Source organism: Leptolyngbya sp. FACHB-1624, from assembly GCF_047649235.1.
Lineage (GTDB): Bacteria > Cyanobacteriota > Cyanobacteriia > Leptolyngbyales > Leptolyngbyaceae > Leptolyngbya > Leptolyngbya boryana.
The window spans coordinates 3121193-3146747 of sequence record NZ_CP180258.1 but is presented as its reverse complement, the minus strand read 5'-3'; the positions used below and the strand labels follow the sequence as shown (position 1 = coordinate 3146747).

At 47.8% G+C, this 25555-nt stretch carries 26 protein-coding genes; 9 read left to right on the top strand and 17 right to left on the bottom strand.

Translation table 11 applies throughout. The features are described from left to right. Positions 1–25: 25 nt before the first annotated feature. The 3 genes from ACMUEV_RS14720 (at position 26) to ACMUEV_RS14710 (ending at position 2719) form a co-directional block, all read left to right on the top strand. Positions 26–1135: a sensor histidine kinase gene (locus tag ACMUEV_RS14720; protein ID WP_051077861.1), complete on the top strand. Its 1110-nt coding sequence runs from the start codon at positions 26–28 to the stop codon at positions 1133–1135. 123 nt (positions 1136–1258) lie between these two features. Next, positions 1259–1945: a lysophospholipid acyltransferase family protein gene (locus ACMUEV_RS14715; protein WP_242044765.1), complete on the top strand. Its 687-nt coding sequence runs from the start codon at positions 1259–1261 to the stop codon at positions 1943–1945. Positions 1946–1951: 6 nt separating this feature from the next. Next, positions 1952–2719, top strand: coding sequence for an alpha/beta fold hydrolase (locus tag ACMUEV_RS14710; RefSeq protein WP_190653165.1), 768 nt, complete (start codon positions 1952–1954; stop codon positions 2717–2719). Positions 2720–2761: 42 nt separating this feature from the next. Here the strand turns inward: ACMUEV_RS14710 and ACMUEV_RS14705 are convergent, their stop codons facing one another. After that, positions 2762–3679, bottom strand: coding sequence for a S66 peptidase family protein (locus ACMUEV_RS14705; protein ID WP_190653164.1), 918 nt, complete (start codon positions 3677–3679; stop codon positions 2762–2764). 51 nt (positions 3680–3730) lie between these two features. Beyond that, positions 3731–4816: a glycosyltransferase gene (locus tag ACMUEV_RS14700; protein WP_190653163.1), complete on the bottom strand. Its 1086-nt coding sequence runs from the start codon at positions 4814–4816 to the stop codon at positions 3731–3733. Positions 4817–5080: 264 nt separating this feature from the next. Here ACMUEV_RS14700 and ACMUEV_RS14695 point away from each other — a divergent pair, with 264 nt between their 5' ends. Next, positions 5081–6610: a serine/threonine-protein kinase gene (locus ACMUEV_RS14695; RefSeq protein ID WP_190653162.1), complete on the top strand. Its 1530-nt coding sequence runs from the start codon at positions 5081–5083 to the stop codon at positions 6608–6610. A gap of 70 nt (positions 6611–6680) precedes the next feature. Here ACMUEV_RS14695 and tmk read toward each other — a convergent pair whose 3' ends face one another. Further along, positions 6681–7346, bottom strand: a complete 666-nt coding sequence (gene tmk, locus ACMUEV_RS14690) for a dTMP kinase (RefSeq protein ID WP_190653161.1) — start codon at positions 7344–7346, stop codon at positions 6681–6683. Positions 7347–7633: 287 nt separating this feature from the next. Here tmk and ACMUEV_RS14685 point away from each other — a divergent pair, with 287 nt between their 5' ends. Beyond that, positions 7634–7981: a hypothetical protein gene (locus tag ACMUEV_RS14685; RefSeq protein ID WP_026148660.1), complete on the top strand. Its 348-nt coding sequence runs from the start codon at positions 7634–7636 to the stop codon at positions 7979–7981. A gap of 72 nt (positions 7982–8053) precedes the next feature. On the opposite strand, the gene ACMUEV_RS14680 is transcribed toward ACMUEV_RS14685, so the two are convergent. The 5 genes from ACMUEV_RS14680 to ACMUEV_RS14660 all read right to left on the bottom strand — a co-directional run bounded on the left by ACMUEV_RS14680 (position 8054) and on the right by ACMUEV_RS14660 (position 13197). Continuing rightward, positions 8054–8479: an FHA domain-containing protein gene (locus ACMUEV_RS14680; RefSeq protein WP_017288389.1), complete on the bottom strand. Its 426-nt coding sequence runs from the start codon at positions 8477–8479 to the stop codon at positions 8054–8056. 212 nt (positions 8480–8691) lie between these two features. Then, positions 8692–11001, bottom strand: coding sequence for a heavy metal translocating P-type ATPase (locus ACMUEV_RS14675; protein ID WP_190653160.1), 2310 nt, complete (start codon positions 10999–11001; stop codon positions 8692–8694). A 67-nt stretch (positions 11002–11068) separates the two neighbouring features. Further along, the gene (locus ACMUEV_RS14670; protein ID WP_017288391.1) at positions 11069–11254 is read right to left on the bottom strand and encodes a hypothetical protein; all 186 of its coding nucleotides are present in this window, start codon (positions 11252–11254) and stop codon (positions 11069–11071) included. Between the two features lie 95 nt (positions 11255–11349). Continuing rightward, positions 11350–11601, bottom strand: a complete 252-nt coding sequence (locus ACMUEV_RS14665) for a TM2 domain-containing protein (protein ID WP_026148661.1) — start codon at positions 11599–11601, stop codon at positions 11350–11352. 87 nt (positions 11602–11688) lie between these two features. After that, a complete protein-coding gene (locus ACMUEV_RS14660; RefSeq protein ID WP_017288393.1) occupies positions 11689–13197 on the bottom strand; it encodes a CPBP family intramembrane glutamic endopeptidase in 1509 nt (502 codons plus the stop codon). A 241-nt stretch (positions 13198–13438) separates the two neighbouring features. Between ACMUEV_RS14660 and ACMUEV_RS14655 the strand changes: the two genes are divergently transcribed. Together ACMUEV_RS14655 and ACMUEV_RS14650 are read left to right on the top strand one after the other, a co-directional pair. Continuing rightward, entirely contained in the window at positions 13439–14443 is a 1005-nt protein-coding gene (locus ACMUEV_RS14655) for a permease (RefSeq protein WP_190653159.1), read from the top strand. Further along, the gene (locus ACMUEV_RS14650) at positions 14443–15210 is read left to right on the top strand and encodes a TIGR03943 family putative permease subunit (protein WP_017288395.1); all 768 of its coding nucleotides are present in this window, start codon (positions 14443–14445) and stop codon (positions 15208–15210) included. The genes ACMUEV_RS14655 and ACMUEV_RS14650 overlap by 1 nt, the downstream gene beginning before the upstream one ends. A 78-nt stretch (positions 15211–15288) precedes the next feature. On the opposite strand, the gene ACMUEV_RS14645 is transcribed toward ACMUEV_RS14650, so the two are convergent. From ACMUEV_RS14645 to folD, 4 genes are all read right to left on the bottom strand, one after another. After that, on the bottom strand, positions 15289–15852 hold the full coding sequence (locus ACMUEV_RS14645) for a Uma2 family endonuclease (protein ID WP_190653158.1): 564 nt from the start codon (positions 15850–15852) through the stop codon (positions 15289–15291). A gap of 72 nt (positions 15853–15924) precedes the next feature. Beyond that, positions 15925–16425 carry a divergent PAP2 family protein gene (locus ACMUEV_RS14640; RefSeq protein ID WP_017288399.1) on the bottom strand — a complete coding sequence of 167 codons (501 nt, stop codon included), beginning with the start codon at positions 16423–16425 and terminating at the stop codon, positions 15925–15927. Positions 16426–16454: 29 nt separating this feature from the next. Continuing rightward, entirely contained in the window at positions 16455–17378 is a 924-nt protein-coding gene (gene crtE / locus ACMUEV_RS14635; RefSeq protein WP_190653157.1) for a geranylgeranyl diphosphate synthase CrtE, read from the bottom strand. 48 nt (positions 17379–17426) lie between these two features. Then, positions 17427–18305: a bifunctional methylenetetrahydrofolate dehydrogenase/methenyltetrahydrofolate cyclohydrolase FolD gene (gene folD, locus ACMUEV_RS14630; protein ID WP_190653156.1), complete on the bottom strand. Its 879-nt coding sequence runs from the start codon at positions 18303–18305 to the stop codon at positions 17427–17429. A gap of 266 nt (positions 18306–18571) precedes the next feature. Between folD and ACMUEV_RS14625 the strand changes: the two genes are divergently transcribed. Then, positions 18572–18943, top strand: a complete 372-nt coding sequence (locus tag ACMUEV_RS14625) for a hypothetical protein (protein WP_190653155.1) — start codon at positions 18572–18574, stop codon at positions 18941–18943. A 44-nt stretch (positions 18944–18987) separates the two neighbouring features. Here ACMUEV_RS14625 and ACMUEV_RS14620 read toward each other — a convergent pair whose 3' ends face one another. From ACMUEV_RS14620 to ACMUEV_RS14605, 4 genes are all read right to left on the bottom strand, one after another. After that, positions 18988–19587, bottom strand: a complete 600-nt coding sequence (locus ACMUEV_RS14620) for a sulfite oxidase-like oxidoreductase (RefSeq protein ID WP_017288403.1) — start codon at positions 19585–19587, stop codon at positions 18988–18990. Between the two features lie 87 nt (positions 19588–19674). Next, the gene (locus tag ACMUEV_RS14615) at positions 19675–19848 is read right to left on the bottom strand and encodes a 50S ribosomal protein L32 (protein WP_017288404.1); all 174 of its coding nucleotides are present in this window, start codon (positions 19846–19848) and stop codon (positions 19675–19677) included. An 87-nt stretch (positions 19849–19935) separates the two neighbouring features. Continuing rightward, positions 19936–21543: a DUF3352 domain-containing protein gene (locus ACMUEV_RS14610; protein ID WP_190653154.1), complete on the bottom strand. Its 1608-nt coding sequence runs from the start codon at positions 21541–21543 to the stop codon at positions 19936–19938. A 121-nt stretch (positions 21544–21664) separates the two neighbouring features. Further along, positions 21665–23290, bottom strand: coding sequence for a DUF2079 domain-containing protein (locus tag ACMUEV_RS14605; protein WP_017288406.1), 1626 nt, complete (start codon positions 23288–23290; stop codon positions 21665–21667). A 101-nt stretch (positions 23291–23391) separates the two neighbouring features. Between ACMUEV_RS14605 and ACMUEV_RS14600 the strand changes: the two genes are divergently transcribed. Then, positions 23392–23982 (top strand): Uma2 family endonuclease, encoded by a 591-nt coding sequence (locus tag ACMUEV_RS14600; protein ID WP_190653153.1) that lies wholly within the window; start codon positions 23392–23394, stop codon positions 23980–23982. Here ACMUEV_RS14600 and ACMUEV_RS14595 read toward each other — a convergent pair. Further along, positions 23969–25462 carry a NupC/NupG family nucleoside CNT transporter gene (locus tag ACMUEV_RS14595; protein WP_190653152.1) on the bottom strand — a complete coding sequence of 498 codons (1494 nt, stop codon included), beginning with the start codon at positions 25460–25462 and terminating at the stop codon, positions 23969–23971. The two genes, ACMUEV_RS14600 and ACMUEV_RS14595, sit on opposite strands and share 14 nt — an antisense overlap. Positions 25463–25555 lie beyond the last annotated feature (93 nt).

Genomic DNA, 25555 nt, shown 5'->3' with positions numbered 1-25555 from the left:
ACGCTCATCTTTGTCGATGTCTGGGATGAATCATACTCCTTTTAGCCGAACGCGGACGATCGATCGCATTCTTGTGGTTGACGATACGCTTGATAACTGTTTACTAATTCAGGCGATCTTGCAGGATGAAGGCTATCAAGTTGAACTCGCAGATAGCGGCAAGGAGGCTTTGCGAATTATTGAACAATCTCCCCCTGATCTGATTCTGCTCGATGTGATGATGCCAGAAATGGATGGATATGAGGTGACACGCCGAATTCGGGCAAATTCTGCATTGCCATTTATTCCCATTCTCCTCACAACCGCTTACGATCAGCCGAGTGTCGCTCAGGGATTAGATACCGGAGCAGACGATTTTATCCGCAAGCCTGTTCACTTTGACGAATTGCTGGCGCGAGTCAGAGCACTCCTGCGGCTGAAGCATAGCGTTGATGAGCGAGATCAGATTGCCCGACAAAGAGAAGATTTTGTGTCTCGTTTGACGCATGACTTGAGAACGCCGTTAGTGGCTGCCGATCGCATGTTGAATCTGATGGCACAGGGCGCATTGGGCGATCTGTCTGATGACGTGCAAGATGCAATTGCAACGATGATTCGCAGCAATTCTAATTTGCTGACGATGGTCAATACTTTGTTGGAAGTGTATCGCTACGAGGCAGGTCGCAAGACGCTAATTTTCTCTCCGGTGAATCTACTCGAACTGGCTCAAGAAGTGATTCAGGAGCTTTCACCTTTAGCGATCGACAAACAATTAGCGCTGAAGCTCGAAGCAGAAGCCTCAGAAGAATATATTGCAAAAGGCGATCGCTTAGAACTGTACCGAGTTTTAACGAATTTGATTGGCAATGCGATCAAGTTTACGGATGAAGGTTCGGTCACTGTTCGCTTGATCAAAGTAGATACAGGGCTTGTACCTGCGATCAAAATTGAGGTGCAAGATACAGGAGCAGGCATCTCAGACAGCGATCGCGCTACGCTCTTTGAAAGTTTTATCCCTGGCAAACATAAGAAATCTGGCAGCGGATTAGGATTACACCTGACGCGACGGATTGTAGAAGCGCACAATGGCAGAATTAATGTCATGACTGAACCCGATCAGGGCAGTACGTTTACGGTTTATTTGCCGACGCATTGAAGATGGATCGAACTTTCAGAAGATGGCAGATTGGGCAGAATTTCATTCAATAATGGTAAGAAGTCGTTTGAGGACTGCCCAGGTTTGATATCAGGTTTGAATCCCCTTCAAGTTTCCCAATTCATGCTGATGAGTATGGGAATTCGGATGTATTCGTATCATTCCGAGCGAGTTCCCCGAAATAGTGCAGTACTCGTCGTGAGTAATCATCGCAGTGTCATGGATGCACTGGTGTTGATGAGTGCGATCGAGCGTCCAATCCGATTTGCTTGCCATCACTATATGGGACAAGTTCCTGTGATGCGTGAGGTGGTAAAGCAGTTGGGATGTTTTCCGTTAGAAAGTGATCAGCATCGGCAAGCCAGTTTTTTTCAGCAAGCGATCGGTTTACTAAAGTCCCAAGAAGCTGTGGGAATTTTTCCAGAAGGAACGTCACCGATGGTGCAACCGCCTCAGCCGCCTGAGATGGGAAAATTTCATCGCGGGTTTGCACATCTCGCCTTGAAAGCTCCGATCGAGGAATTAGCAATCTTACCCGTTGCGATCGCGCCTGAGAAAGAGACGATCAATTCTGCGATCCCATTAAGAGTCTTAAGCTTTTTCGATCCGACCGAGCCGCTGTTTGACCAAGATGGCTGGCATCCGCTAGTTTTGTATCAGACTGTAAATGTCATGATTGGGCATCCGATTTGGATGACCCCGACTCATCGGGCTGATTATCAAGGTCGGTTTGCCCGGAAAGCTGTGGTTGAATTAGTCGATCGTGCCCAAACTGAAATTAAATCCTTATTAGACCAAGGCTGTCCTTAGATTCTCATGCTGCATAGCTCTCCTTGTTTTCTGACCCCCAAAGCGCTACGACCTCAGTTCCCACTGTTTGTCTTTTTGCCCGGAATGGACGGAACAGGGCAATTGTTACGAGCGCAGACGGCAGGGTTGGAAGCAAGGTTTGATGTGCGCTGTTTGGCGATTCCGCCTGATGATTTGACGAATTGGGAAGATTTAGCGCAGCGGGTCGTGGATTTGGTCAAAGGTGAGATGATCGCGCCCCGATCAGTTTATTTGTGTGGAGAATCCTTTGGCGGCTGTTTGGCGATGAAGGTGATTGAGCGTGCGCCGGAGTTGTTCGATCGCTTGATTTTGGTCAATCCTGCGTCGTCGTTTAATCGCAGACCTTGGATTGGCTGGGGCGCACAGATAAGTCAGCATTTGCCGGAGGTAGCATACCATTGGTCTTCGGTGTCGTTGCTGCCTTTGTTGGCAGCGTTTCAACGAATTTCATCCGTTGATCGCCAAGCCTTGATTGAAGCAGTGCGATCGGTTCCGCAACCGACCTCGGTTTGGCGAATGAATTTATTGCAGGGGTTTGAAGTGCCGAGTGAGGCTTTGCGATCGCTGACGATTCCGACGTTGATTTTAGCGAGTGCGAAGGATCGATTGTTGCCGTCGTTGGCAGAAGCGTATCGGTTAAAGGCAAATCTTCAGAAGGCAGAAGTCGTGGTGCTGCCGGAGAGTGGGCATACCTGTTTGTTGGAAACGGATGTCAATTTGTATCAGATTTTAGAAGCTCGCGGGTTTGCGTAGAGAGATGAATCCGCATCGCTGGTTTTCTTGTGCTTAAGGGCGCTACGAATGGGGCAGGGGGTTGAGATGAGTCTCGAACTTGAGAAGTCCACGATCGCTGTCTAACTCCACCGGAATTCCCACTGGAAGCGCTGCATTCTCGCCATCATGTCCGAACGGTAAGCCTGAAACAATGGGAATTCCTAGATCAGAGAGGCGATCGCGTAAAACCTCTTCAACTTGAAAGCTGGGAATATTGGCAGGCGGATCGCACTGGCTGAATCGTCCGATCGCAATGCCTCGAATTTTTGCCAAAGCTCCACAGGTTCTCCAATGCGTTAACATGCGATCGATGCGATACGGGGCTTCGGTCACATCTTCGATCGCTAAAATTACGTCGGTTAAATCTGGCTGCCAAGGTGTAAACAGTAAATGGGTTGCAACAGTTAGATTGGCAGGAAGTAACAAGCCGGATGCCTTTCCCATACCCCAGCCGTTTCCTTGCAGCATCGGCAAAGCTCGCCCTTCAACCCAATCAAACAATCGAGTTTGTGACCAATCCGGTTCGGATGCGATCGTCGTCAACAAAGGTGCATGAACGCCAGAAGTACCTTGTTCTGCATACGCCCAGAGCAAACTTGTAATATCTGAAAAGCCGATCAGCCATTTCGGCTCAACCGATGGAAACGACCATTTTTCAAGTAATCTTGCACCGCCCCAACCACCGCGCGCGCAGAGAATACCGCGACAATTTGGATCTTGAAGCGCGGTTTCCAGTTGAATGCGGCGATGTTTATCGGTTCCAGCTAGGTAGCCATAGCGATCGTCAAATCCGGGAGTGAGTTCAACTTGATAGCCTCTTTGCCGCCAAACTTCTACCCCTTGCTGAAATGCTGTCAATTCGCGCAAGGCTCCGCTTGGGGCAATCACCCGCAATAAGTCACCCGATCGAAGTGGAGCCGGAATCTGACAGCGTTTCATAGAAGTATCCGTAAGATGCGTTTTGGCTGCGCTTAAAGCTTAAGCTCCAGGCTAAGCACAACCGAAACTCGAATTTCGGGATTGTACAATGCGATCGAGCCAAATTTCTAAGCGATTTCCCATCGCGCTCAAAGAATACTCCAGTTCGGCATCCTGCCGACACATTGCGCGATCGATGTGGTCGAGCTTTGCGATCGCGCTAGCTAATCCCTCAATGCTATCGGGTTCAACTAACCAGCCTGTTTTGCCATCTTTGACAATTTCAGCAGGCCCACCGCGACGATAAGCAATCACCGGGACACCACACGCTAACGCTTCAATCGCAACATTGCCAAATGCCTCAACCCAACGCGGAGTCATCAACAAAGCTTGTGATTCTCCTAAAGCTTTTTGTAAGTCTTGTGTTGGAAGAAACCCGCAGTACTCGATCGCAGCATCGGGATAGTTTGCTTGAATGCTTTGCCAATAAGATTCGTCTTGAATCACGCCCCAAATTTTTAAGGGGATTCCCGCTTTTTCTATCGCTGCGACGGCATCTTCTAAGCCTTTCTCCGGCGCGATTCGACCCACCCAAGCTAATTGATGTTTCGGAGTTGGATTGAACTGATATTGAGTCAGATCAAAGCCGTTTTTCAAATTGAAACAGGCATCTTTGAAGCGAAAGGTTTCGGCTTGAGCAAGGCTATGAACGGCGATCGTTGTTGGAAAGCTGGATGCAACCTGTTCAATGATGTGATCCATTGCATCGGTGAGTGACCCCATGCTCACTAAATGCGCGATCGCACAATCGAAAAAGGGCGTGAGATAGAACGGCAACCAATCATAGGCAAAGTTGATGATCACGTCATAGTCGCTTTGATTGTGACGCGCATAGTCCCACATCTTGCCCAACACTGAATTAGGAGGCAGCGTTACTAAGGCATCTCGACCTTGAGATTGAGCAGTAATTTGCAGATGACCGGGAATCTGAATCAGCGGAATGTCTTCTAAGGCAGAACCTTCGGGTGCAACGACCGTGACAGAATGATTCAGAGCAATCAGCGATCGCGCAATATTTGTCAGTGTTAATTCAACTCCGCCTCCTAAACCAGAACCGATCGCACCAACGGGTGTTGAGAGTAATAAGAGTCGAGCCACAAAATGTCTTGATGAACAGCTAATTGATCTTAGAAGATAACGTTGACCGCGATCCAAGAAAGGTAATTGCCATAATTTAGTCAGGCTTTAAATCAAGCACCGCCGCATGAGTCATGTGCAACCCAAAAAATCCCAGAGAAAATTCAGGGATAGCTTTGGGTCAACTTGATTCCTATTCTTAGGCGATCGAAAAACCGCCTCGCTTACTCCGATCAATTTAAGATCCAGTGATACAGTTGATCAGCATCATTTCCTGACCTCGTTATGAGCCTACCGTTTCCTGATGGCACGATCGTTCAAAACCGTTACCGAATTCAACGCATGTTGGGTCAGGGTGGCTTTGGTCGCACTTACCTAGCAGAAGATACGAATCGTTTCAACGAAACTTGTGTTCTAAAGGAATTTGAACCTGCCTCACAAGGTTCCAAACATGCCCAGAAAGCAGAAGAACTCTTTACTCGCGAAGCTAAGGTTCTCCATCAACTGCATCATCCTCAGATTCCGCAGTTCCGCGAACTGTTTCAGATCAAAACGCAGAATCGGGAATTGTTTTTCTTAGTTCAAGATTACGTCGCAGGCAAAACCTATGAGCAATTGCTAAACGATCGCCGAAATCGTGGCATGACCTTCAGCGAGTCGGAAGCCGTTCAACTCCTGCAACAACTTCTACCCGTTTTAGACTACATTCATCGATCGGGCATTGTGCATCGTGATATTTCTCCAGATAACATCATTCTGCGAGATCTCGATCAAAAGCCTGTCTTAATCGATTTTGGTGTCGTCAAAGCGGCAGCAACTCAAGCGGTACATTCCGGGCAAACCTTAGTCGGTAAACCTGGCTATGCTCCCATCGAACAGCTTCATAAAGGCAGCGCGGATTCGAGTAGTGATTTGTATGCGTTGGCTGTGACGATCATTGTTCTGCTGACGGGACGCGAAGCCCAATCGCTGTTCGATTCGATGAATATGACCTGTCAGTGGAAGAAATACACGAACGCTTCGCCCGCGTTCGCGCAGGTGATCGATCGCATGTTGAGTAATCGCCCTCGCGATCGCTATCCTGCTGCTCAAGAAGTGATGGAAGCGCTGTCCAGAGTTTCATCTGGTTCTATGGTTCTAACCCATGCGCCTGTTCCTATCCCGCCGCCGATCCCTCCTAACTCAACCCATTCAACTCATCAAGGAACAGTTGCGCTGGCAGGCAAAAGGCATCGCCGTTCAACGGTTGCGAACTCAACGACTACTGGAACTTATCCGCGTCCTTGGTTTGAATCTGCATTTGATGTGCCACTTGCGTTATTCCACGGGGCTTACAAACTGCTGAAGTGGATGTTTCGAGCGATGTTTGGCATCGTGCGATTGACGATGTTCGGTATGACTAAATTAGTCGTACGAGTGCTGCTTTGGATTTTAGCGATCGTCAGCTTCATCTGGCTTGTGCCGCAAGTCTTTCCGTATGTTGCTAAATCGGTTCCTGATTTTAGTAAAGCCGTTCCTGACTTTAGTAAAGCTGTTCCTGACTTTAGTAAAGTTCTGCCAAAACCAACGAGTGTTCAAGCGATCGACTACGAAGCGGAATGTCGAAAGTTGGGCATTGATTACAACGACTTCATTGCTCAAGTCAACGATGAGTTTTACCGTAAGTTTCCCGCGCGACGAGGCAAGCCGCTTACTCAATCACAAGCTGATGAGAAGTTCCGGAGCGAATGGCATCGAATTGCTCAGAATCTTCTGAGTGAGAAGTCAGGCGATCTCAAATCTCAGCGCAAAGTGGCTGAAGATTCTAATTTTTAAATCTCTCTACGGGTTACGGGTTGAGCAGAGCCAAAACTCAACCCCAATCAAGCAGACTAAAGCACGTTCTCTAAACAGTCAAAGCTCCCCAATTTGCTAAAGCCTGACTCAATACGGTCTTGATTCGCTCTTCTACCTCATCTTCGCTCCCACTCGCGTCAATTCTCAACACCCGATCGCGATCCCGTTCAGCTAAAGCTGCAAATCCCGCTCTAACCCGATGATGAAAATCGAGACTCGCCTGCTCAATCCGGTCAGGTTTTCCGGTTCCAGAAGCATCGCGTTGTCCCCGTTTCTGCATCCGTTCTAGACCTACTTCCACCTCGATATCTAACCAAAGCGTCAAATCGCTCTGCAAGCCCCCAGTGGCAATCTGATTGAGCTGATCAATCAGTTCAAAATCCAACTCTCTTCCATAGCCTTGATAAGCGATCGTCGAATCCGTATAGCGATCGCACAAAATCCAATGTCCCTGTTCTAAGTGCGGGCGCAAAAAACCTTCCACATGTTGCGCACGATCGGCAGCATACAGTAATAATTCTGTGCGATCGTAAATTTCTTCTTCTCCGTGTAGCAATAGTTGTCGGATTTCTATTCCGAGCTGTGTTCCTCCTGGCTCACGAGTTGTCATCACTTCGCTCCCCAACTGCGTCGTCAGCCATTGGCGCGATCGCTGCAACTGCGTCGTTTTTCCACAGCCTTCAATCCCTTCAAAGACAATTAATTTACCGTCCATTTGTTTCGATCGCTTTTCTCTTCGACATTTTAGAGTATTGCAAAACTCGAACTTTTCTATTTGATCCTGGCAAATTAAACCACTTTTAGAGGAATTCGGTATAAAGGGAATGATGACAGATTGACAGAAACACGACAAACTGGAAAACACCTTCGCTGCCTGAGCCATCCTCTTAGTCCGGAAGCCAGGATTAAAATTTAAGAACACTTCCCTAGACCGGGGTATCGTTTTAGCGTAGGTTGGAAACATAAAGTGAAGATTCGCTTGTCACAAGATTGGGGTTTGATATGGCTCGATACACCTGTCTATTCACTGTTGGAGTCCCAATGCAGCAGCTCCAGCCGCTGTTGAATCAGACGTTGAAATCCTGCAATCTGGATGTGATTTACGCGACTGAGGATTATTTGATGGCGCGTGAAATCCCCGGAAATGTGGCATTCCCAAAACTAGTCACTGTTGAAGTGCTGATCGACAAAACGACTGCGACCGAGAAAGAAACTCGCCTCAATTTCGTGATCAAAAACGAGGAGTTACCGCTCCAGCTCGAGAATCACTGCCGCAAAATGTTTAATTTGGTCAATCAAACGATTACCGAGAATCAGGGGTGGAATTTGATTGAGACGGTGACGGGGTGATTGGTTGGGATATAAAAAAACGCCCTAGCAACATAAATCTGCCAGGGCATTTTTTATATCAAAAGATAAAACTCAATCATCCTCTGGATCACCCACCATATTCGGGCTAATTAACGTAATATCAAACTCATCTGGTGGAACTGTCAAAACGGCATCCCGCTTGAGCAGATAGTAAATCGCACGAACTTGAGGACCAAACACAATTTCGTCCTGGTTGCGAAGATCACACTGTTGCAGTTTCCGACCATTGATTAGTAAGCCATTCGCGCTGGGCTTACCTTTGAGATTGCCATCAACGATTCGATAATAGTGAGTCCCATCTTCATTTGGCAATTGAAGTAAAGTCGCATGACGACGAGAGACAAACTGAGACACCAAGCGAATGTCACATTTGGCATCGCGTCCGATCGAGTAAACAGGAGCATCTAACACAAACTCCCGGCGACCTTTATCGTCTTCGATAATTATCAGGTGGTTTTGATGCGGTTCTGAAGGCATTGATATTCAGCTTGAAAGGGTGGGCGAATAGAAAGGGGATCAGCCTAAGATGGACTTAGGATAGACCGAGCTTGATCGGATCAACACAGTACGAGTACCGACATTTCTCGAGATAACTTGCTGCGGGATTTCATTGTAATAAATAAAACATGGTCGGAGCAAATTTGATCGAAATGATCCTGGCTCTCATTGATCAGCCCTACTTTAGCTGATCATTCCGAAAATGACGATTTTGTAAATCCTCGTAATAATAGAGAATTCGTAACGACGCTGACTGAACTCAGTGCCATCAATGCCCCTGCAGCAGCCGGACTGAGTAAGAGTCCAAAGCTAGGAAGCAATGCACCTGCTGCGATCGGAATTCCCAACAAGTTGTAGCCAAAAGCCCAAAACAAGTTTTGCTGAATTTTAGTAAAAGTGGCACGACTGAGCCGAATCGATTCCACAACATCCGTCAGTCGATCGCGCATTAATACAATACCTGCTGTTTCGATCGCGACTTCTGTGCCGGATTTGAGCGCAATTCCGACATCTGCTTGTGCCAGTGCGGGCGCATCGTTAATTCCGTCTCCGACCATCGCGACTTGATGCTGGTTCGCTTGCAGTTGGGCGATCGCGGCTGCTTTCTCTTCGGGCGGAATTTCAGCCAGAATTTCAGTAATTCCGAGTTCAGATGCGATCGCGGTTGCGGTTTCTTTGCGATCTCCAGTCAGCATCAGAATTTTGAGATCCAATTTCTTCAGCGCTTGAATTGTTGATTTTGCATCTGATCTCAGAGCATCGGATACGGCAATAATGCCAATCAGCTTGTCAGTCGCAACATAGACGATCGTTTTTCCAGAGGCGGCGAGTTGATTCGCTTGCTCGATCGCAGATGCAGAAATCTCGATCTGATTTTTCTCCATCCATTGTGCAGTTCCGAGAAAAGCAGGCTGCTGATCAACCGTTGCTGATACTCCAAATCCAGGCAGGGTATAGAAATCTTCAGCAGGGAGCAGGGGTAAATCGGTAGCGGCTTGCTGGATTGCAGCAGCTAAAGGGTGACGGGTTCCGCGTTCGACAGCGGCTGCAATTTGTAGCACTTGGTTGTTCTCGAATTCAATTACATCTGTGACGACTGGCTGACCTGTAGTCAGCGTTCCAGTTTTATCAAAGACGATCGTATCAAGGGAATGTACTCGCTCTAAAACGTCTCCTCCTCGAATCAATAAGCCTCGCTCAGCGCCAATACCTGATCCGACGAGAATCGCAGTCGGTGTCGCCAGTCCAAGCGCACAAGGGCAAGCGATCACGAGGACAGCGATCGCGAGTTTGACACTCAACAACATCGGAGACGGATGTGACATCATTCCCATGCTATGAGAATGCTCCATGCCAATTGTCCAAGCTCCGGCGTTTGACCAGAGTTTTGTGCCGATAAATTCCCAAAACAGAAAGGTCAGCAGCGAGATCGACATGACACCGTAAGTGAAATATCCTGCGATCGTGTCTGCGAGTTTTTGAATCGGGGCTTTCCGCGCTTGGGCTGTTTCGACGAATTCGAGGATTCTTGCCAAGGTCGTTTCTTTTCCGACTCGCGTGACTTCTAGCGCGATCGCGCCGGATTGGTTCATGGTTCCAGCGGTTACAAAATCGCCGACTTGTTTTTGTACCGGAACGGATTCCCCAGTCAACATCGATTCATCGATCGTCGTTTCACCCTTCACAATCTCGCCATCAACGGGGATCTGCTCACTGGGTAAAACTTGGAGCCAATCCCCGGGACGAAGATGCGCAACCGGAATTTCGATCGCGCTTTGATGCGTGTCTTGTTTACCGATTAACCTTGCGGATTTGGGCTGCAATGCGGCGAGCGATTGCAGCGCGATCGCAGCTTGTCCACGGGCGCGTTGTTCGAGCGTGCGTCCTAACAAAATAAATCCGACTAACATCACAGGCTCATCAAAAAAGCACTCCCATCCGAGTTGTGGGACGATCAAGGCAACAAAGCTAGCTGTAAATGCAGTCAGTGCGCCCAAGCTAACGAGCGTATTCATGTTAGGGACATTGCGGCGTAGCCCCTGCCAGCCCTCTACAATCATCGATCGTCCTGGCAAGCTCAAAGCTGCGATCGCGAGTCCGCAGTGAACCCAAACATCGCTGAGCAAAGGAATTCCCAAATGCCCGATCGTCGAGAAAATCAGCAACAGAATCGCGATCGCTAAATTGGTCGTCTGCTGTTTTTGTTCGAGTTGCCGACGCGCGGCTAAATCTTCTGCACGGGTTGAATCTTCAGACGTGCGAGGCTGACTTGGAAATCCAGCTTCTGTCAAAGTTGCCGCAAGATGGTCAGGATCAACTGAGCGATCGCATTCCACGGTTGCGAGTTCAGTCACCAAATTGACTGTGGCAGATTTGACTCCGGGTTGTTGGATTAATTGTTTTTCAACGGCTCGAACGCATCCGGCGCATTTCATGCCAGTGATATCGATCGTGACAGTTTCAGTTGATTCGAGAGTAGGTGATAAGAGAGCTTCAGACACAATTCAGCGCTCCGGAAAACTTCTTTCTTGAGCGTAGAAGAGTTTGACTAAATTGTGGAGAGTTTTTCTAATCTTTCAAGGTATCGCGGCGAAACCAGAGGAAGTAAATGACTAAACCAATCTGCACCGGAACGAGCGCGAGATAATTTTTCAGAATTGGATTGATATCCAGCGAGGAAAAGGCGTTGAAATATCCCATTCCTAACAGGGCACAGAGAAAGTACAGCGAGGGTTTGGGGAGTTTTTGCAGCATTAGGGCGATCGCTCGAAGTTGGGAGAGACTAACGAAACTCCGAGTTTTTCAAAAACTCGGAGTTCTCACATTACGTAAAACTTTTAGCGGTTTGACTAAAACCAGCCTTTTTTGTTCTGAACGTAGGTTGCAACAAAGTCCTCGTCGGATTTAGTCAAATAGATGATCCCTTCAACCAATCCAACAATCCCTGTCAAACCGCAGGTCGGAAGGCAGGCAATGAGCATAATAATGCCTTCAGTTGTATATCCCAAAACAAACTTGTGAACACCAAGTCCACCTAATAAGATGCCGCAAATTCCTGCTGCAACTTTCTTGTTCGCGTCGCTCGAAGACCCACTCGTCATATGTTTAAAGTCCTTATCGAAACTCATCTAATACGACCGCAGTGTACCCTAGCTTTATCAATTCCAAACACAAAATTTACACTTGTTCTAGGTAGATGTACTGCCTAATAAGAACAAAGTTAACAGGGTTCCACTATTCCAGAGTGCATGGAGTAGCACTGATGCCATCAAATTTTGAGTACGGGTATAAACGAATCCCAGAATAATTCCTAACACGGTCAACGGTGCAACTTCGGACAAACTGAGATGCACGATCGCGAAAATTAACCCACTCAACACGATCGCTTGCCAAGTTGTGAAATATCGCGTCAATGAAGGCAGTAAAAATCCTCGGAAAAATGTCTCCTCAAACAAAGGAGCTAAAATCGCTGCGGTAATGAAAAACAGCGTAATTGCGATTCCGTCTTGACCTTCGAGTGCGATCGACAATAAAGGATTACTTCCTCCGCGCCCTTGCCAAATCTTTTCATTGACCCAAGAAACTCCCACCAGTAACGGATACGCCGCAACATAGCCTCCAACTCCCCACAGCAGCCATTTGCCCTTCAAGCTGAAGCGAAACCAATTGTCTTCTAACGATAAGAACCGTTTAATCGAGGCATAGAGCACGCCTAAACCGCCCGCAGCTAGACAAACATAAGTAATCAGCGCGAGAACTGCGCGATCGCGAACTGTAAACATCGTCGGATCAATCTGAAACGCCGATTTCGCCACTGCAAGTCCTGTCGGTAGAAGAATCTGCCCAATCAAAATTTGACCAACAGCAAAAAATCCCACGACTAAAACCTGCCAAGTGATTTCATAATCCCAAGGCACAGTCCATTTGATCAGATTTGTGCCGACTAAAAGCGACTGTTTGCGCTGAAGCAGCCATTGACCTGCTAGAAAGAGCAGCAAGCCAAATCCAAGAACCATAGCAATGGTTGGAATCGCATTCGCAGTGACCCATTTCGTGAGGGCTGACTGAGACTCGACTTGTTCGAGCGATCGCAATTCATTCAAAGCAGTTTCTCGTTGCTCTAAGGTGTAGAGCTTTTCTAGGGCGCGGTTGCGAAACCAGCCGTTGAGATTTTGTTTCAGAATAGATTCTGCTTGCGGTGGTAACGAATTTTGCCAAAGGGCGGTGAGGGTAGTCGCCGTCGATCGTAATTCGCTGCTTTTCTTGGTTTGTGATCCCGTTGTCTTCAGCGTTGCCCAACTTTTCAGTGCGGCTTCTACTTGGTTTTGCTGCGTTTGAAGAATACCAATTCTAATATCTAATTCATCTCTAAGGGTTTGCTGTTTTGCAAGCTCTACCTTGATCGGATCGGTTGCAGAATCTTCCTCAATTTGAGACTGAGCAGACACGATGGCTTTTTCAACCGACGATCGTGTGTCTTGATAGGCTTTCAATGCTGTTTTTTGCGGCGTTCGATCCGTTAAAACGGGCGTGGTTTGGTTGCCTCGATATTCCGCTGCCTCTAGAAGTAAATCATTCTGGGCTAGCTCTAAGCGGCTTTGAAACTGAGGCTGACTCCAACTTCCAATCAGATCGAACGTAATTGCTGCGATCGCAACGAACGTTAAACCCCACAATAAAATCCGCTTCGCTGTCATAAAGTTCTCCTAGTGCCCTTAGCTATTTTAGAGAACCGCGACGGAACTGAAGATCATTTCAGGAGGTCATTCATGCAGCAGTCCGGACTGGCATGAACGCTGAAAAAATTAGGATCGCCTGAAATGCTGATTCGATTTGGTGAAAAAGGCATGTAGATTGTTTTTTCTCTATCCGTTTACTTTCATCGCTTTCCGGTTCCCTGCTATGATCCCCTCTAATCTCCTCACAAGTCCTGACTGAATGGCTCAAATCAACAGTGCATTCACGCTCTTTATGAGTTTGATGGTCGAGGCAATGCCCTTTTTGCTACTTGGGGTGCTGTTCTCTGGCTTGCTGCAATTTTTTATCGATGAGCGAAAGCTTGTGGCGATTTTACCCAAAAACGCTTTTCTGGGTGCATTTGTCGGTAGCTGTATTGGATTTCTCTTTCCGGTCTGTGAATGCGGTAATGTGCCTGTGGCTCGACGGCTTTTGTTACAAGGTGCGCCGACTTCGGTCGCGATCGGGTTTCTCTTAGCTGCGCCGACGATTAATCCGATCGTATTTTGGGCAACTTGGACCGCTTTTCGTGATCAGCCCGAAGTCGTTTTCTTTCGTATCCTATTTTCGCTGATTATTGCGACCGTAATCGGCTGGGTTTTTAGTGTGCAAAAAGATGTCCGCCCTTTGCTGCAGTCGGGTGTTGCCGCTTACATGAATCGCAAGTTAGAAACCTCGTCTTCAGCGTCGCCATTATTACAATCTGGCACTTATTTCCTAGGACAGTCGAATAAACCTCTGATCACTGACCCGCTCGAATATCAAGCGATGCTCAGTAACAAAACTGAGAAACCTGCAAATTATCGGTTTCACTTGTTGCTCGATAACACGATTCAAGAGATGCGCGAGTTGGGTGGAGTCTTGGTTTTAGGTAGTGCGATCGCGGCAATTCTCCAAGTCTTCGTCCCGCGTGACTTTATTCTGGGGTTGGGTCAAGATAATGTGACTTCTATTCTCGCAATGTTGCTGCTGGCAGCAGTGGTTTCGATTTGCTCGACTGTGGACTCGTTTTTCGCGTTGTCATTTGCTTCGACTTTTACCACAGGTTCACTGGTCGCTTTTCTGGTATTTGGTCCGATGATCGATCTCAAAGGTGTGGGATTGATGCTATCGGTATTTAAGCCGAGGGCAATTCTGTATATCTTTGGATTGGCGGGTCTGTTGACGTTTCTGTTCTGTTTATTTGTGAATTTGTATATCAGCTAATGATGTCTAGAATTCCTTGGCGAGTGTTGACTCCGTGGTTAAATTTGATGGCGATCGCGGCTTGGGGATTTGCCATTCTCAAGTTTTGGCTGACGGAACAGTTATTTCTGCTCATCCATCCGAATTACAATATTTTGACGATTTCGGCTGGATTTGGCCTGCTGTTCGTTGCTGGGATAAAAGGCTTTTACCTTTGGCGAGCACGGCGAGAACCGCAACTTGTGCAACCTGATTTGCCTCATGCGACGTTCTTTCCGCCTGCATTCAGCAGTGCACTGCTGTTAATCGTTGCGATCGCAGGATTGGTGATTACGCCTCGTCCGTTTGCAAGTCAGACGGCAATCGATCGCGGCGTCAATGATTCGATTACGCTGACTCGTGTCAGACCGCAGACGTTTCAAGCTTCGGCGCGAACTGAAGATAAGAGTTTAATTGATTGGATTCGCACGCTTCAGGTGTATCCCGAACCGGATGCTTATACCGGACAAAAAGCGAAATTGCAGGGCTTTGTGGTGACGACTCCAGAACTTTCAGAGCAGTATTTCTTACTGACTCGTTTTGTCATTACTTGCTGTGCAGCAGATGTGTATCCCGTGAGATTGCCTGTGAAATTAACCAGCGGCAAGAATTCAGATTACAAAGTCGATTCTTGGCTCGAAGTCGAAGGGCAGATGATCACAGAAACGATCGCAGATAAGCGCCAACTCGTCGTTCAAGCCAGTTCGATCAAACCGATTCCCGAACCGAAGAATCCCTACGATTATTAAAGAGTTCTTCTCAAGATCGGGAGACGTTCCTAGTCTTGAGAAGAACCCTTGAGTCGTGACGATTTCTCGCAGCGATGCTTAGCGAAAGAACTCAGTAACCGCACAACTAAAATTCGGGAGAATTCTAGAGGTCAATGTATCTTGAGCAAACAATGTTGCGGACAGTTTCAACAGTGCATCTTGGCGATCGTAAACTTCGAGTTGCTGAAGTCGCCAGTCTAGAATCCAATATTCTTGAACGCCTCGTTCTGCATAGAGCTTGAGTTTTGTTTCTCTGTCTCGCCGTTCATTCTGTGTTCCCGGCGAGAGGACTTCAATAATTAATTCTGGCGCGATCGTGAAATGCCCTTCTTCATCAACTCCTGCGGCTAATCGCTCATGAGACATCCAGATGACATCGGGAATTACATTGTCTGCATCGTCGAAAATAATGCCTGGAGTTGGAACCGTTTGACCGAGTTGGGATGAAATTGACCAAAGATTGAGGATTTGGTAAGCCTGCCCGATCGCTTTTTGATGTTTCCAATGGGGCGCACGAGTCATCAACAAATGTCCATCAATAATTTCATAGCGACTGCTGCTATCCGGCAGAAGCTTGAGATCTTCAGTTGTCCAACGAACTCGATCAGAAGCTTGAGTCATGGGAAGAATTGGAAGATAGATCTTGCTTTGATAGTAAAGGATTTTTGATGATCGATCTCGAGCTTTAATCCTCTAATGCACCCCTGCAATTTGAGCAAACACCGATCGCCAACTTCCTCCTAACCACCATTCGCCAATCACACACACGACGACTCCGAGCAGTGATCCCGCAATCACTTGCACAGGCGTATGTCCAAGCAATTCTTTCAGGCGGTCTTCATTGAAATGATGATCGCCTGTAAAAAATTCATCCATGATTTGATTGAGGATTTTCGCCTGTTTTCCAGCCGCCTGTCTTACACCCTGCGAATCGTACATGACCACAAACGCCACGATCGTTGCGATCGCAAATTGCGTACTACTCCAGCCATCAACCATGCCCACACCCGTTGCCAACGCTGTAACTAAAGCCGAATGCGAACTGGGCATTCCACCGGTTTCGACTAACACCCGAAAATTGACTTTGTGATTGACAATCAGTTCGATCACGAGCTTAGTGGCTTGAGCAATCAAACAGGCAACGAGCGCTAAGAGCAGCACTTCGTTATCCAAAATTCCAGCAAAGTCCTGCATACGGTGGGGGGATAGAGGGATAGGTAGAGTTAGTTTTTGCGGGCAGTGATGTAATCAGCGATCGCCATAAGTGGCAGCGCTTGTTCACCAAATCCAGCGACCTCAGCTTTCGCCTGCTCAATGAGTTGTTGAGCCTGACGTTTCGATTCTTCCATGCCTAGGAGGCGGGGGTAAGTCGCTTTCTCAACATTCGCATCTTTGCCGATGCTCTTACCCAATTCTTCTTGAGTCGAAGTGATATCGAGTAAGTCATCAACAATCTGGAACGCTAATCCGATCGCTTGAGAGTAACGGCTGAGACGTTGCAGATCAGACTCCGACCCGCCTGCCAAAATACCGCCACTGACGACGGAGGCTTCAAGCAATGCCGCCGTCTTGTGCGTGTGAATAAAGTTCAGTGTATCAAGGGTAATGTCTTTTACGCCTTCGCATTCGAGATCGACCACTTGACCGCCAACGAGTCCAGCCGCACCCGCCGCACGACCCAGGCGAGAAATCACTTTTAATAAGCGATCGGCGCTGACATTGCGAGTTTCTTCCACAATGTGCTCAAAGGCATAGGCAAGTAATCCGTCACCCGCTAGAATCGCAACCGCTTCTCCATAAAATTTGTGATTGGTGAGTTTGCCGCGACGGTAATCGTCGTTGTCCATTGCAGGCAAATCGTCGTGAATCAGCGACATCGTGTGGATCATCTCCAGCGCGCAGGCAGTCGGAATAGACATCTCTGGTGTGCCATTAAACAGATCACAGGCAGCGAGACAGAGGACAGGACGCAGCCGTTTTCCCCCTGCGAAGAGGGAATAGCGCATCGCTTCATAAATCTTATCGGGATAGACGACGGGAAAGGCTCGATCGAGAGCAGCTTCAACTAGTTGCTGTTTTACTGATAAATAGCCCTTTAAATCGAATTGCGCTGCTTGATTCGATTGAGTTGTCCCGGTCGCGACCATTCCCGTATCCTCCTAAGCCTAAATTCGTGATGTCAATTTGAAGTTGCTTTATTTTTGGAAGCGCTGTTGATAGCTCCATACTGTATTGTGCAACAACATGGTGACAGTCATCGCACCTACTCCACCTGGAACAGGAGTAAGATATTCCGCCACGGATTGTACCGCATTAAAGTCTACATCTCCGACAAGTCGGCTTTTTCCTGTGGTTTCATCAGTGATGCGGTTGATCCCGACATCAACGACGATCGCGCCCGGTTTGACCATGTCTGCGGTGATTAAGTTGGGACGACCGACTGCGGCAACGAGAATGTCAGCGCTGCGAGTGACTTCTGCGAGGTTCGGAGTGCGAGAATGCGCGATCGTGACAGTGGCATTGGCATCGAGTAGCATCAATGCGATCGGTTTGCCTACGAGAATGCTGCGCCCGACGACAACTGCTGTTTTGCCTGCGGGATCAAGGTTATATTCTTCTAAAAGTCGCATGACTCCATAAGGCGTGCAACTTCTCAATCCTGGTTCTGTTCTCACCAATCGTCCTAAATTCATCGGATGCAAGCCATCGGCATCTTTGTCTGGATGAATTTGGTTGAGCAGGGCGACGCTATCGAGATGATCGGGAAGTGGAAGTTGAACAAGAATGCCATCTACTCGATCATCCGCATTGAGTTGTGCGATCGTCTCTGCAACTTCGGCTTGAGTTGCGTCGTTGGGAAAATGTTTGCCAAATGAAGCGATCCCAACTGCGGCGCAGGCTTTTTCTTTGTTACGAACGTAGGCGGCACTGGCGGGATTATCGCCGACCATCAGCACGGCTAAACCGGGAGGACGACCATATTGGGGAGTCAAAGACTGAACTTGTGTAGCGAGTTCAGTCTGCATTTTTTGAGCAAGGGCTTTTCCGTCGAGGAGTTGCGCGATCGAAGACATACGTGAAGACGTGAAAAAAGTTGACTAAAAACTAAAAAGATCGGACAAAATGTGAGACGTAACATCTCAGGTTGATGAAGGTTTGATTTGAACTTCCCGATGATGAGGAAGCTTTTTGCATTGGATAGATAGTGACTTTCATTAGTTTCGCAGATTCACGCATTCTTGGGTGAATTGAGTTTTTGCGGGGAAGGTTGCTCTTGAAGTGAAATGACGAGTCGGTAGGGTGCTATCGCATAGTTTTCTCAGGAAAGGGCGGGTGACTTATGGGTTTCTCACGGATTGGAGTTGTGCTGTTGTGTGTGAGTGCAATCGGGTGTACGACTTCGCCAGATTTGCCGTCTACGTCGAATAATGTGTTGGCGGTGCTTGAGCCTGGAGAGCAGGTAAAAGCGAATCAGGTGAGTCAGAAACGCGATCGCGTGGTGCAAGTACAGGGTCAAATTAAGGCGCAGGCTCCGCTCATGGGCGGACAGCGAGCGTATGAGGTGCAGGATGAGACGGGCAGTGTTTGGGTGGTGAGCGATCGAACTGTGCCTGCAACCGGAAGCCGGGTGAGTGTGCAAGGTAGGGTGAAGTTTCAGAAGATCGAGATTGGGGGGAAGGATCAGAGTTCGGTTTATATTGAGCAGCAGTAGAGAGGGTGGGGAGTCTATTCCCTACTCCCCACTCCTCACGTTCATCAAAACCTGCCACTATACCGTTCCTCTTTCCAGGGATCGCCCCGATGGTGATACCCATTGCGTTCCCAGAATCCGAGATCTTCTTTCGGAAGAAACTCTAGACCATTAATCCATTTAGCGCTTTTCCAGGCATATAAATGGGGAACAACGGTACGCATCGGGCCGCCATGATCTGCGGGTAAGGGTTCGCCAAATAAGGTGTGAGCGAAGAAATTTTCTTCGCGGACGAAATCATCGATCGAAATATTTGTGGTGTAGCCTCCGTAGCAGTGTTCCATGATATGCACTGCTTTGGGATCAACCTCGATCGCATTCATAAAATCTGTGACTTTTACGCCAACCCACTTCACATCGAGTTTTGACCAAGTGGTGACACAGTGAAAATCTGCCGTAAATTCACTTTGCGGCAGTGCCATAAAATCATCCCAAGAAAAAGTCTTTTCTTTTGCCAATCCCCAGACTCGAAACTGCCAGTCTGCACGATCGACAATTGGGGTCTCTCCATAAGTCAAGACGGGAAATCCTGAAGCGAGTCTTTGACCTGGAGGAACGCGATCGCCATGTTCGCTGCCTGGTTTTTTGAAATACTTACCTATCATGATTCTGACTCCTAATCATTACCCTAAATCATAGGATCAGAATCAGAAATGCGTGACTCTTCATTGCGTCGGAATCACGCATTCTCGTTATTCTTCGTCAGTTTCTTCGTCAGTTGGATAGACGAAGCCTTTCGCACGTCCGGTCAAAATTGACTTGCCGAGGGACAAAGCGCGTTGTGCTTGCAGGTTTGCTTTACGTTTCCAGGTTGCTTTGCGCTGGTCACGCTTTGCACTTGAGGTTTTCTTCTTAGGTTGTGCCATGATCGGCTCGGAGTTTAAACAGCCTTCCTATTCTACGGCAGGATCGCAATTTCCGGAGTCAATCGACTCCGGAAATTTGCATCCACTCTATTTCGCTGGTTTCAATGCCAGGACGGCTTCAACTTGGCTGGTGGTTCGGTCAATTTGGCTAGTCGTACTGCCGATGCTGCGTACTGACTCCAAGACGGCGCGGGCTTCCGGGTCGAGTTGGGCGGCTTGGGTTCCCTGAGTGAACTTAGTCATCAAGGCGGTCATTTTCTCGACATCCATGTAGAAATAACCCGTATTTTGCTTCGGCAAAGCCGCCATCACGCTTTTGAAGCCATCGCTGCTGTCGAGTGCCGGATTCGCTTGGCTTGAGAAAGAAGAAACGAGCGGTTCACCCGTGGCAATAAATAGCGTATCGTCGTTGATCCAGCCATGTCCTAACAGCGCACCTTGAGGAGTTTGCCACTCGGTGACTTTTTTGCCATTTACATCGCGTTGCGCGATCGACAAAGATTGGTTTTTCGCCAAAGTATCCAACTTGCCTAAAGTCGATTCGGCAGTTTTGCGATCGCTGGTTTGAAATACGAGGGCTTGACCAAATCCCAAGTCCGCCATCATGCCTTGGTTCATCGGCATCAGTCCGATCGCGAAGTCGCCGGTCATCCAACCAAAAATGTCTTTGTCGAGGTCAAGCCCGATCATCTGACTGCTGCCTCGCATCAAATCGACGATTCTTTTAGCCTCCTCATTGTTTTGTGACTGCTCGGTCACTTGATTCCAGTAAGAATTGAGATTCGAGCCAGAGATTAAAGCAAACGTGTCAGCGGGGAAAAGAGCCGCGGCTTTTCCTGCCGAAGGTTTGAAGTCGATCGCGATTTTGGGATCAACTTTGACTTCTCCTTTGAAGCGCAATCCGACATCGGCGATGCTGAGTGTGCCTGTTACCGATTGCAGACTTTTTAGAGATTCGATCGCTGTCGCATCCATTTTGGGATCAGCGCTCATTGCTTTCGCGATCGCAGGAATAGGCATATAAACACGGGCAATCACTGCTTCTCCAGCGTCTGGTTGAGCGAGTTGCGTTGCCGTTTCGGGATTGGTTGCGAAAGAGGGGTTGCCTTTGGTTGCCTCGATCGATTGCTCAATGCCAGCGCGATTGCTTGCGATGACAAGGTAAGCGTCGTTGAGAACAGCGGTGTAGTAAGGTGTTTTACTCTTCTCCGGCAAGGTTTCAAAGATTTTGACTCCTTGGTATTCGGTTTCAGTGGTTTTGGCTTTGGAGTCGCTTTTCACTTTGTTGGCGAAACTCAAGGCACTCATTTTGTCTTTGATGCCGATCGCGGCAACGACTTCGGCGTCTTCTTGCTTGCTGCTGGGCATGACGGCAATCATCATGTTGCCCATCCAAGGTTTGATATCCTTGTCGAAATCAAGCTTGGCATCGCTCATCATGTCTTGCTGCATTTTTTGCAGGTTTTGTTCGATCGCTTTTTGAGCGGCGGGCGTACCGAACTTTTTCAGCTTTTCCCAAGTCTTCTCATCGGTTGAAACGAAGGTTGCCATATACGCTTCATCGGGAAGCACTTTGGCGATCGCTAAAGGTGTGGTTTTATCAGAAGATGTGCGATTGAGAAAAAAGAAGCCTGCAGCACCCCCCACGAGAGCGACTACAGCCAGACCAGGTAGAATGAGCTTTTTTAAAGCCATGAGCGTTCCTCAAAATTGTTATCGCTACGGTGAACTTCACCTCAGTTTGGGATGAATCCGGGCGGGCAAAATGATGTCGAGGTGAATCCTTTTAGAATTCCCGCTCACCGAAGCAATCAACTTATTTCAGGCTGGCGGCAAGTTTCTGCCACTCTGCGAGCATGGCTGGATTAGAAGGTTGACCCTTTGCAATCATCACAACGCCGTCTTCGACTTGCAATACGCCATATTGTTTTTCATTCACGAGTTTTTCAAGCAGCGGCAGCGTTTTCGTGAGGTAGAACTGGCTGTCTTTGAAGGCTTTGCTGTATTCTTTGAGCTGCCACAAATCCGCGATCGCGTATTCGAGTTGTACTTTCTGATTGCGATCGTCATAAATTTCGATCAGGGGTAATCGCACGATCGCGCGTCGAGTCGAAAGCTGTGGAATTAAGTGCGTTGTCGTCGTCACGCTGGCATCTTTTGGAACATTGCGAATCACGTTGTAAATATGACCTGCATGTTCCCATTGGCGGGTTAGGGGAACAAACACCCAAGGACGAAACGAATCGGGAATCATGAACGAAAAAGTTCGATGGGGATTGCCGCTCAGCATGAACAGTACAGACAGAATCATGGCAACTTTCCACCAGCGGCGAAACTTGGGTGTGAATTTCTGAGGATTACGTGACCACCAGAGAATTGCACCGTAAAACACACCTGGAACGACTGCAACTGCGTAGCGAATGTTGACCGCTAAAGCAGTCACCCCAGATTGTGCAAACAGTGAGATCAAAGGAAAGCCTGAGACTGTCCAAGCGGCTCCTGAGACAGCAGGAACAAATGCTAATGAGAGCCATTGACTTGCCAGATAGTTAATTCGGCGATCGACCGGGGTGAATAAACTTTCTGCAAGTTCAGCGGGATGGGTGATCATTCCCCATAAAACTTGTAATGTCGTTGGATTGTCGCTATTTACAAACTGCCTGAAGCGAGCCGCTAAATAGAGTCGAGAGACATCAGTTGAAAATCTCGGCTGTACAAAGTTAGTGACAAAAGCAACATAGCTAAAACTGAGAATGCAGAGTGCTAAACCAATCCAGGGATGCCGACGGCTCAGTAAGAGATACACCCCAATCCCGAAGAGAATAATGCCTGCTTCTTCGCGAACGCCTAAGACTAGAACAACACAGATCCAGAACCAGACCCATTGCTTTTTTTCTAATGCGAGTAATGTCCCAAAGGCAAACAGTGGAATTTGACAGTGTTCGTAGAAGTTTGCGATCGTAGAACCTGCAACTGCGATCGCGCTGTAGTAACTTGCAGTAATCCAAACAGATAGCTGCGGTGCAAGGTAATGTCGTGCCAACGCATAAAGCATTAAGCCACCCACAGTCATTAAAGCAACTTGCAAAAAGCTCAAGGTCAGAGGGTGAGGAAAGAGCGCATATAAGGGCAACCAGAGTAGAAAATCTAAAACAAGATGCTGTCCTAAATGGACAAAAGATACGGTTGGAGTAACGCCATCTTGAATCGTAGCAACGGAATTTCCAGAGGTGAGTGAACTCTCAAACCAACGCCCGTGCAGGTTATTCCAGAAGACTTGGTTGAAAAGTCCTTGGTCGTAAGAGGTATAGAACGTGAAATAGCGATTGATTGAGATGATCAATGTGATGGTAAAAAAGACGATCGCACAATACCAGGCGCGACGCAAGCCAACTTGATCTTGACTGGGCACGATCGCTTTTAATGCTGTGGAGAAGTTCATCACGTTCAAACACACTTGAGATCAGGAAAGACTATAGCATTCCAATGTCTCAAAAGCCCTTTGGTATAATCGACATATTGTCTGGTAAGAGGCAGCAAGATATGACTCAGACGAAACTGCGGTTCTCTAGCTTTGAAGAATATTTCGCGGCGGGCGATGATCTCGAACTCGAAGGACGCTACGAATTGATCGATGGAGAATTAGTTAAATTGCCGCCCGAATCCCCAGAAAATATCTTCTCTGCCTGGTATTTGAGAGATTTGTTTGCTCAGATTGTCCCGCGTAAACTGCTTTGCGCTCATCAATGCGAGATTCAAGTTGCGGTTCTCGAATCCAAAGATCCTGCAAATCGGTTTCCAGATTTTGTGATTTTAAGACCCGAACATCGAGACTTGATGAAAAAGCGGCTAACCGTGAAAGCTGATATGCCACCTCCACAGTTAGTTGCAGAAGTGATCAGTCCGGGAAGTCAAAACCGCGATCGAGATTTCAACAGAAAACGCGCCCAGTATGCCGAGCGCGGAATTCCTGAATATTGGATTCTTGATCCTCAAACTCGTTCGATTACGGTTCTAGAATTGCGCGATCGCGACTACGTTACGTTCGGCATTTTTGCAAATCATGAACTCATTGTCTCTCCCACTTTTCCCAGTCTCGACTTTACTGCTGCTCAAGTTTTTAGCGAGGAGTAGAACTCGGTTGTGGCGATTTTGTAGGTTTCGGAGAAACTTTCACCGACTGTGGAGTTGCCGGAACTGGCAAAACGCTCGGCTGTGGACTAGGGGCGACAATCGGTTCTTTCTCGCCTAGAATGCCCGCGCCTCCCGTGTCAAATACACCTGCGACACAGGCAATCATCATTGTGGCTAATGTGCCGACAAATAGTGCTTTCCAGCCCAATTCAGAAATGTCTTTGCGGCGAGAAGGAATGAGAGCGATTGTTCCACCCACAAAAATTCCCACGGATGCTAAGTGAGCAAATCCTGAGAGCGCATAGCTGACAATTAGAACGGCTCGATCGCTGATCGGATTTTCGGGTCTTGCTGCTGCTGCTGCTAATGCTTGATAAGGCGGAATTGCGGTTTCGAGCAAACGCCGACCAATGATCACCGAAGATTCCCAAAGCTCATTCCACTCTAATGAAACCCCAGTCAGGAGCGTAAACGGCAAGAAGATCACCCCTGCAATATTTGCCAGTGTCACGACTTGGAAAATACTTCCAATCGGACCCGGTATCGTGGCTAATCCAGCAAAGATTTGATTGATCAATGAGACTAAACCCAGAATCAAGATCAACACAGCCGCGATCGACACCGCCATTTTTATCCCATCCAATGAGCCGATGATCGCTGCATCTAAAGGGCTAGCTTTCTCGATCGGTTCAGCTAGAGCGACCTCTTCGAGCATTTCTCCGTCTTCTGCCAACCATTTCTTCTCTTCTTTGGGAATTCCACCCATCGTCAAAGGCTTTTCAGTTTCTGGCACCAGAATCTTCGACAGTACAAAGCAAGCTGGAATCGCAATAATCGAGGCAGAAACCAAGTGCCCCAAAATATTGGGAAACACAGGACGTAAGAAACTGACATAGATGGCTAAGGTTGAGGAAGCAGCCGTCCCAAAACAGCACGCCAAAATGGCACAGAGTTCACTGCGGGTCATTTTGGGTAAGTAAGGCTTAACGACGATCGCGGCTTCAATTCCAACAAAAATGTTGGCTGCTCCACTGAGTGATTCTGCTCCACTCAACCGCATGGTGAGATAGAACACTTTCGCGAATGCGTTGGTGACGATTTGAATGACACCTAGATTTTGCAGGAGTGCCATTAAGCCTGAGAAAAAGATCACAGTCGGCAAAGCCCGAAAGGCAAAAATATATCCCAAATTTACGTCGGGTGGAGATCCAGGAGCAGGAACGATGTTGCGCCCAAAGACAAAACGCGCCCCCGTGTCTGCCGCAGTAAAGACGCTATCGAGCAAATTGCTGAAAATCTGAAGCGCATCACGGGTTCCTGGCACGATAAAGACGAATGCACCCAAAACCAATTGCAGTAAGATTCCAGTCGCAACGACTCTCCAGGGAAACACTTTAAGACTGCGATTTTCCGAGAAGAGCCATGCGATGATGCATAAGCCGAAAATACCAAGAAAAGAGACGAGGTTGAGTAAGCTCATGGGTAGAGGCTGGGTAATAAATCGCACATTACAAGTGCCCCTAGAAAGATAGCTAAGATTTCTCAGTTCGGCGCAATTTTTTCCTTGGTTAGT

Coding starts and splice junctions, on each gene's coding strand:
- ACMUEV_RS14720 (WP_051077861.1), top strand. CDS start 26: ATGAATCATACTCCTTTTAGCCGAACGCGGACGATCGATCGCATTCTT.
- ACMUEV_RS14715 (WP_242044765.1), top strand. CDS start 1,259: ATGCTGATGAGTATGGGAATTCGGATGTATTCGTATCATTCCGAGCGA.
- ACMUEV_RS14710 (WP_190653165.1), top strand. CDS start 1,952: ATGCTGCATAGCTCTCCTTGTTTTCTGACCCCCAAAGCGCTACGACCT.
- ACMUEV_RS14705 (WP_190653164.1), bottom strand. CDS start 3,679: ATGAAACGCTGTCAGATTCCGGCTCCACTTCGATCGGGTGACTTATTG.
- ACMUEV_RS14695 (WP_190653162.1), top strand. CDS start 5,081: ATGAGCCTACCGTTTCCTGATGGCACGATCGTTCAAAACCGTTACCGA.
- tmk (WP_190653161.1), bottom strand. CDS start 7,346: ATGGACGGTAAATTAATTGTCTTTGAAGGGATTGAAGGCTGTGGAAAA.
- ACMUEV_RS14685 (WP_026148660.1), top strand. CDS start 7,634: ATGGCTCGATACACCTGTCTATTCACTGTTGGAGTCCCAATGCAGCAG.
- ACMUEV_RS14680 (WP_017288389.1), bottom strand. CDS start 8,479: ATGCCTTCAGAACCGCATCAAAACCACCTGATAATTATCGAAGACGAT.
- ACMUEV_RS14670 (WP_017288391.1), bottom strand. CDS start 11,254: ATGCTGCAAAAACTCCCCAAACCCTCGCTGTACTTTCTCTGTGCCCTG.
- ACMUEV_RS14665 (WP_026148661.1), bottom strand. CDS start 11,601: ATGACGAGTGGGTCTTCGAGCGACGCGAACAAGAAAGTTGCAGCAGGA.
- ACMUEV_RS14660 (WP_017288393.1), bottom strand. CDS start 13,197: ATGACAGCGAAGCGGATTTTATTGTGGGGTTTAACGTTCGTTGCGATC.
- ACMUEV_RS14655 (WP_190653159.1), top strand. CDS start 13,439: ATGGCTCAAATCAACAGTGCATTCACGCTCTTTATGAGTTTGATGGTC.
- ACMUEV_RS14650 (WP_017288395.1), top strand. CDS start 14,443: ATGATGTCTAGAATTCCTTGGCGAGTGTTGACTCCGTGGTTAAATTTG.
- ACMUEV_RS14645 (WP_190653158.1), bottom strand. CDS start 15,852: ATGACTCAAGCTTCTGATCGAGTTCGTTGGACAACTGAAGATCTCAAG.
- ACMUEV_RS14640 (WP_017288399.1), bottom strand. CDS start 16,425: ATGCAGGACTTTGCTGGAATTTTGGATAACGAAGTGCTGCTCTTAGCG.
- crtE (WP_190653157.1), bottom strand. CDS start 17,378: ATGGTCGCGACCGGGACAACTCAATCGAATCAAGCAGCGCAATTCGAT.
- folD (WP_190653156.1), bottom strand. CDS start 18,305: ATGTCTTCGATCGCGCAACTCCTCGACGGAAAAGCCCTTGCTCAAAAA.
- ACMUEV_RS14625 (WP_190653155.1), top strand. CDS start 18,572: ATGGGTTTCTCACGGATTGGAGTTGTGCTGTTGTGTGTGAGTGCAATC.
- ACMUEV_RS14620 (WP_017288403.1), bottom strand. CDS start 19,587: ATGATAGGTAAGTATTTCAAAAAACCAGGCAGCGAACATGGCGATCGC.
- ACMUEV_RS14615 (WP_017288404.1), bottom strand. CDS start 19,848: ATGGCACAACCTAAGAAGAAAACCTCAAGTGCAAAGCGTGACCAGCGC.
- ACMUEV_RS14610 (WP_190653154.1), bottom strand. CDS start 21,543: ATGGCTTTAAAAAAGCTCATTCTACCTGGTCTGGCTGTAGTCGCTCTC.
- ACMUEV_RS14605 (WP_017288406.1), bottom strand. CDS start 23,290: ATGAACTTCTCCACAGCATTAAAAGCGATCGTGCCCAGTCAAGATCAA.
- ACMUEV_RS14600 (WP_190653153.1), top strand. CDS start 23,392: ATGACTCAGACGAAACTGCGGTTCTCTAGCTTTGAAGAATATTTCGCG.
- ACMUEV_RS14595 (WP_190653152.1), bottom strand. CDS start 25,462: ATGAGCTTACTCAACCTCGTCTCTTTTCTTGGTATTTTCGGCTTATGC.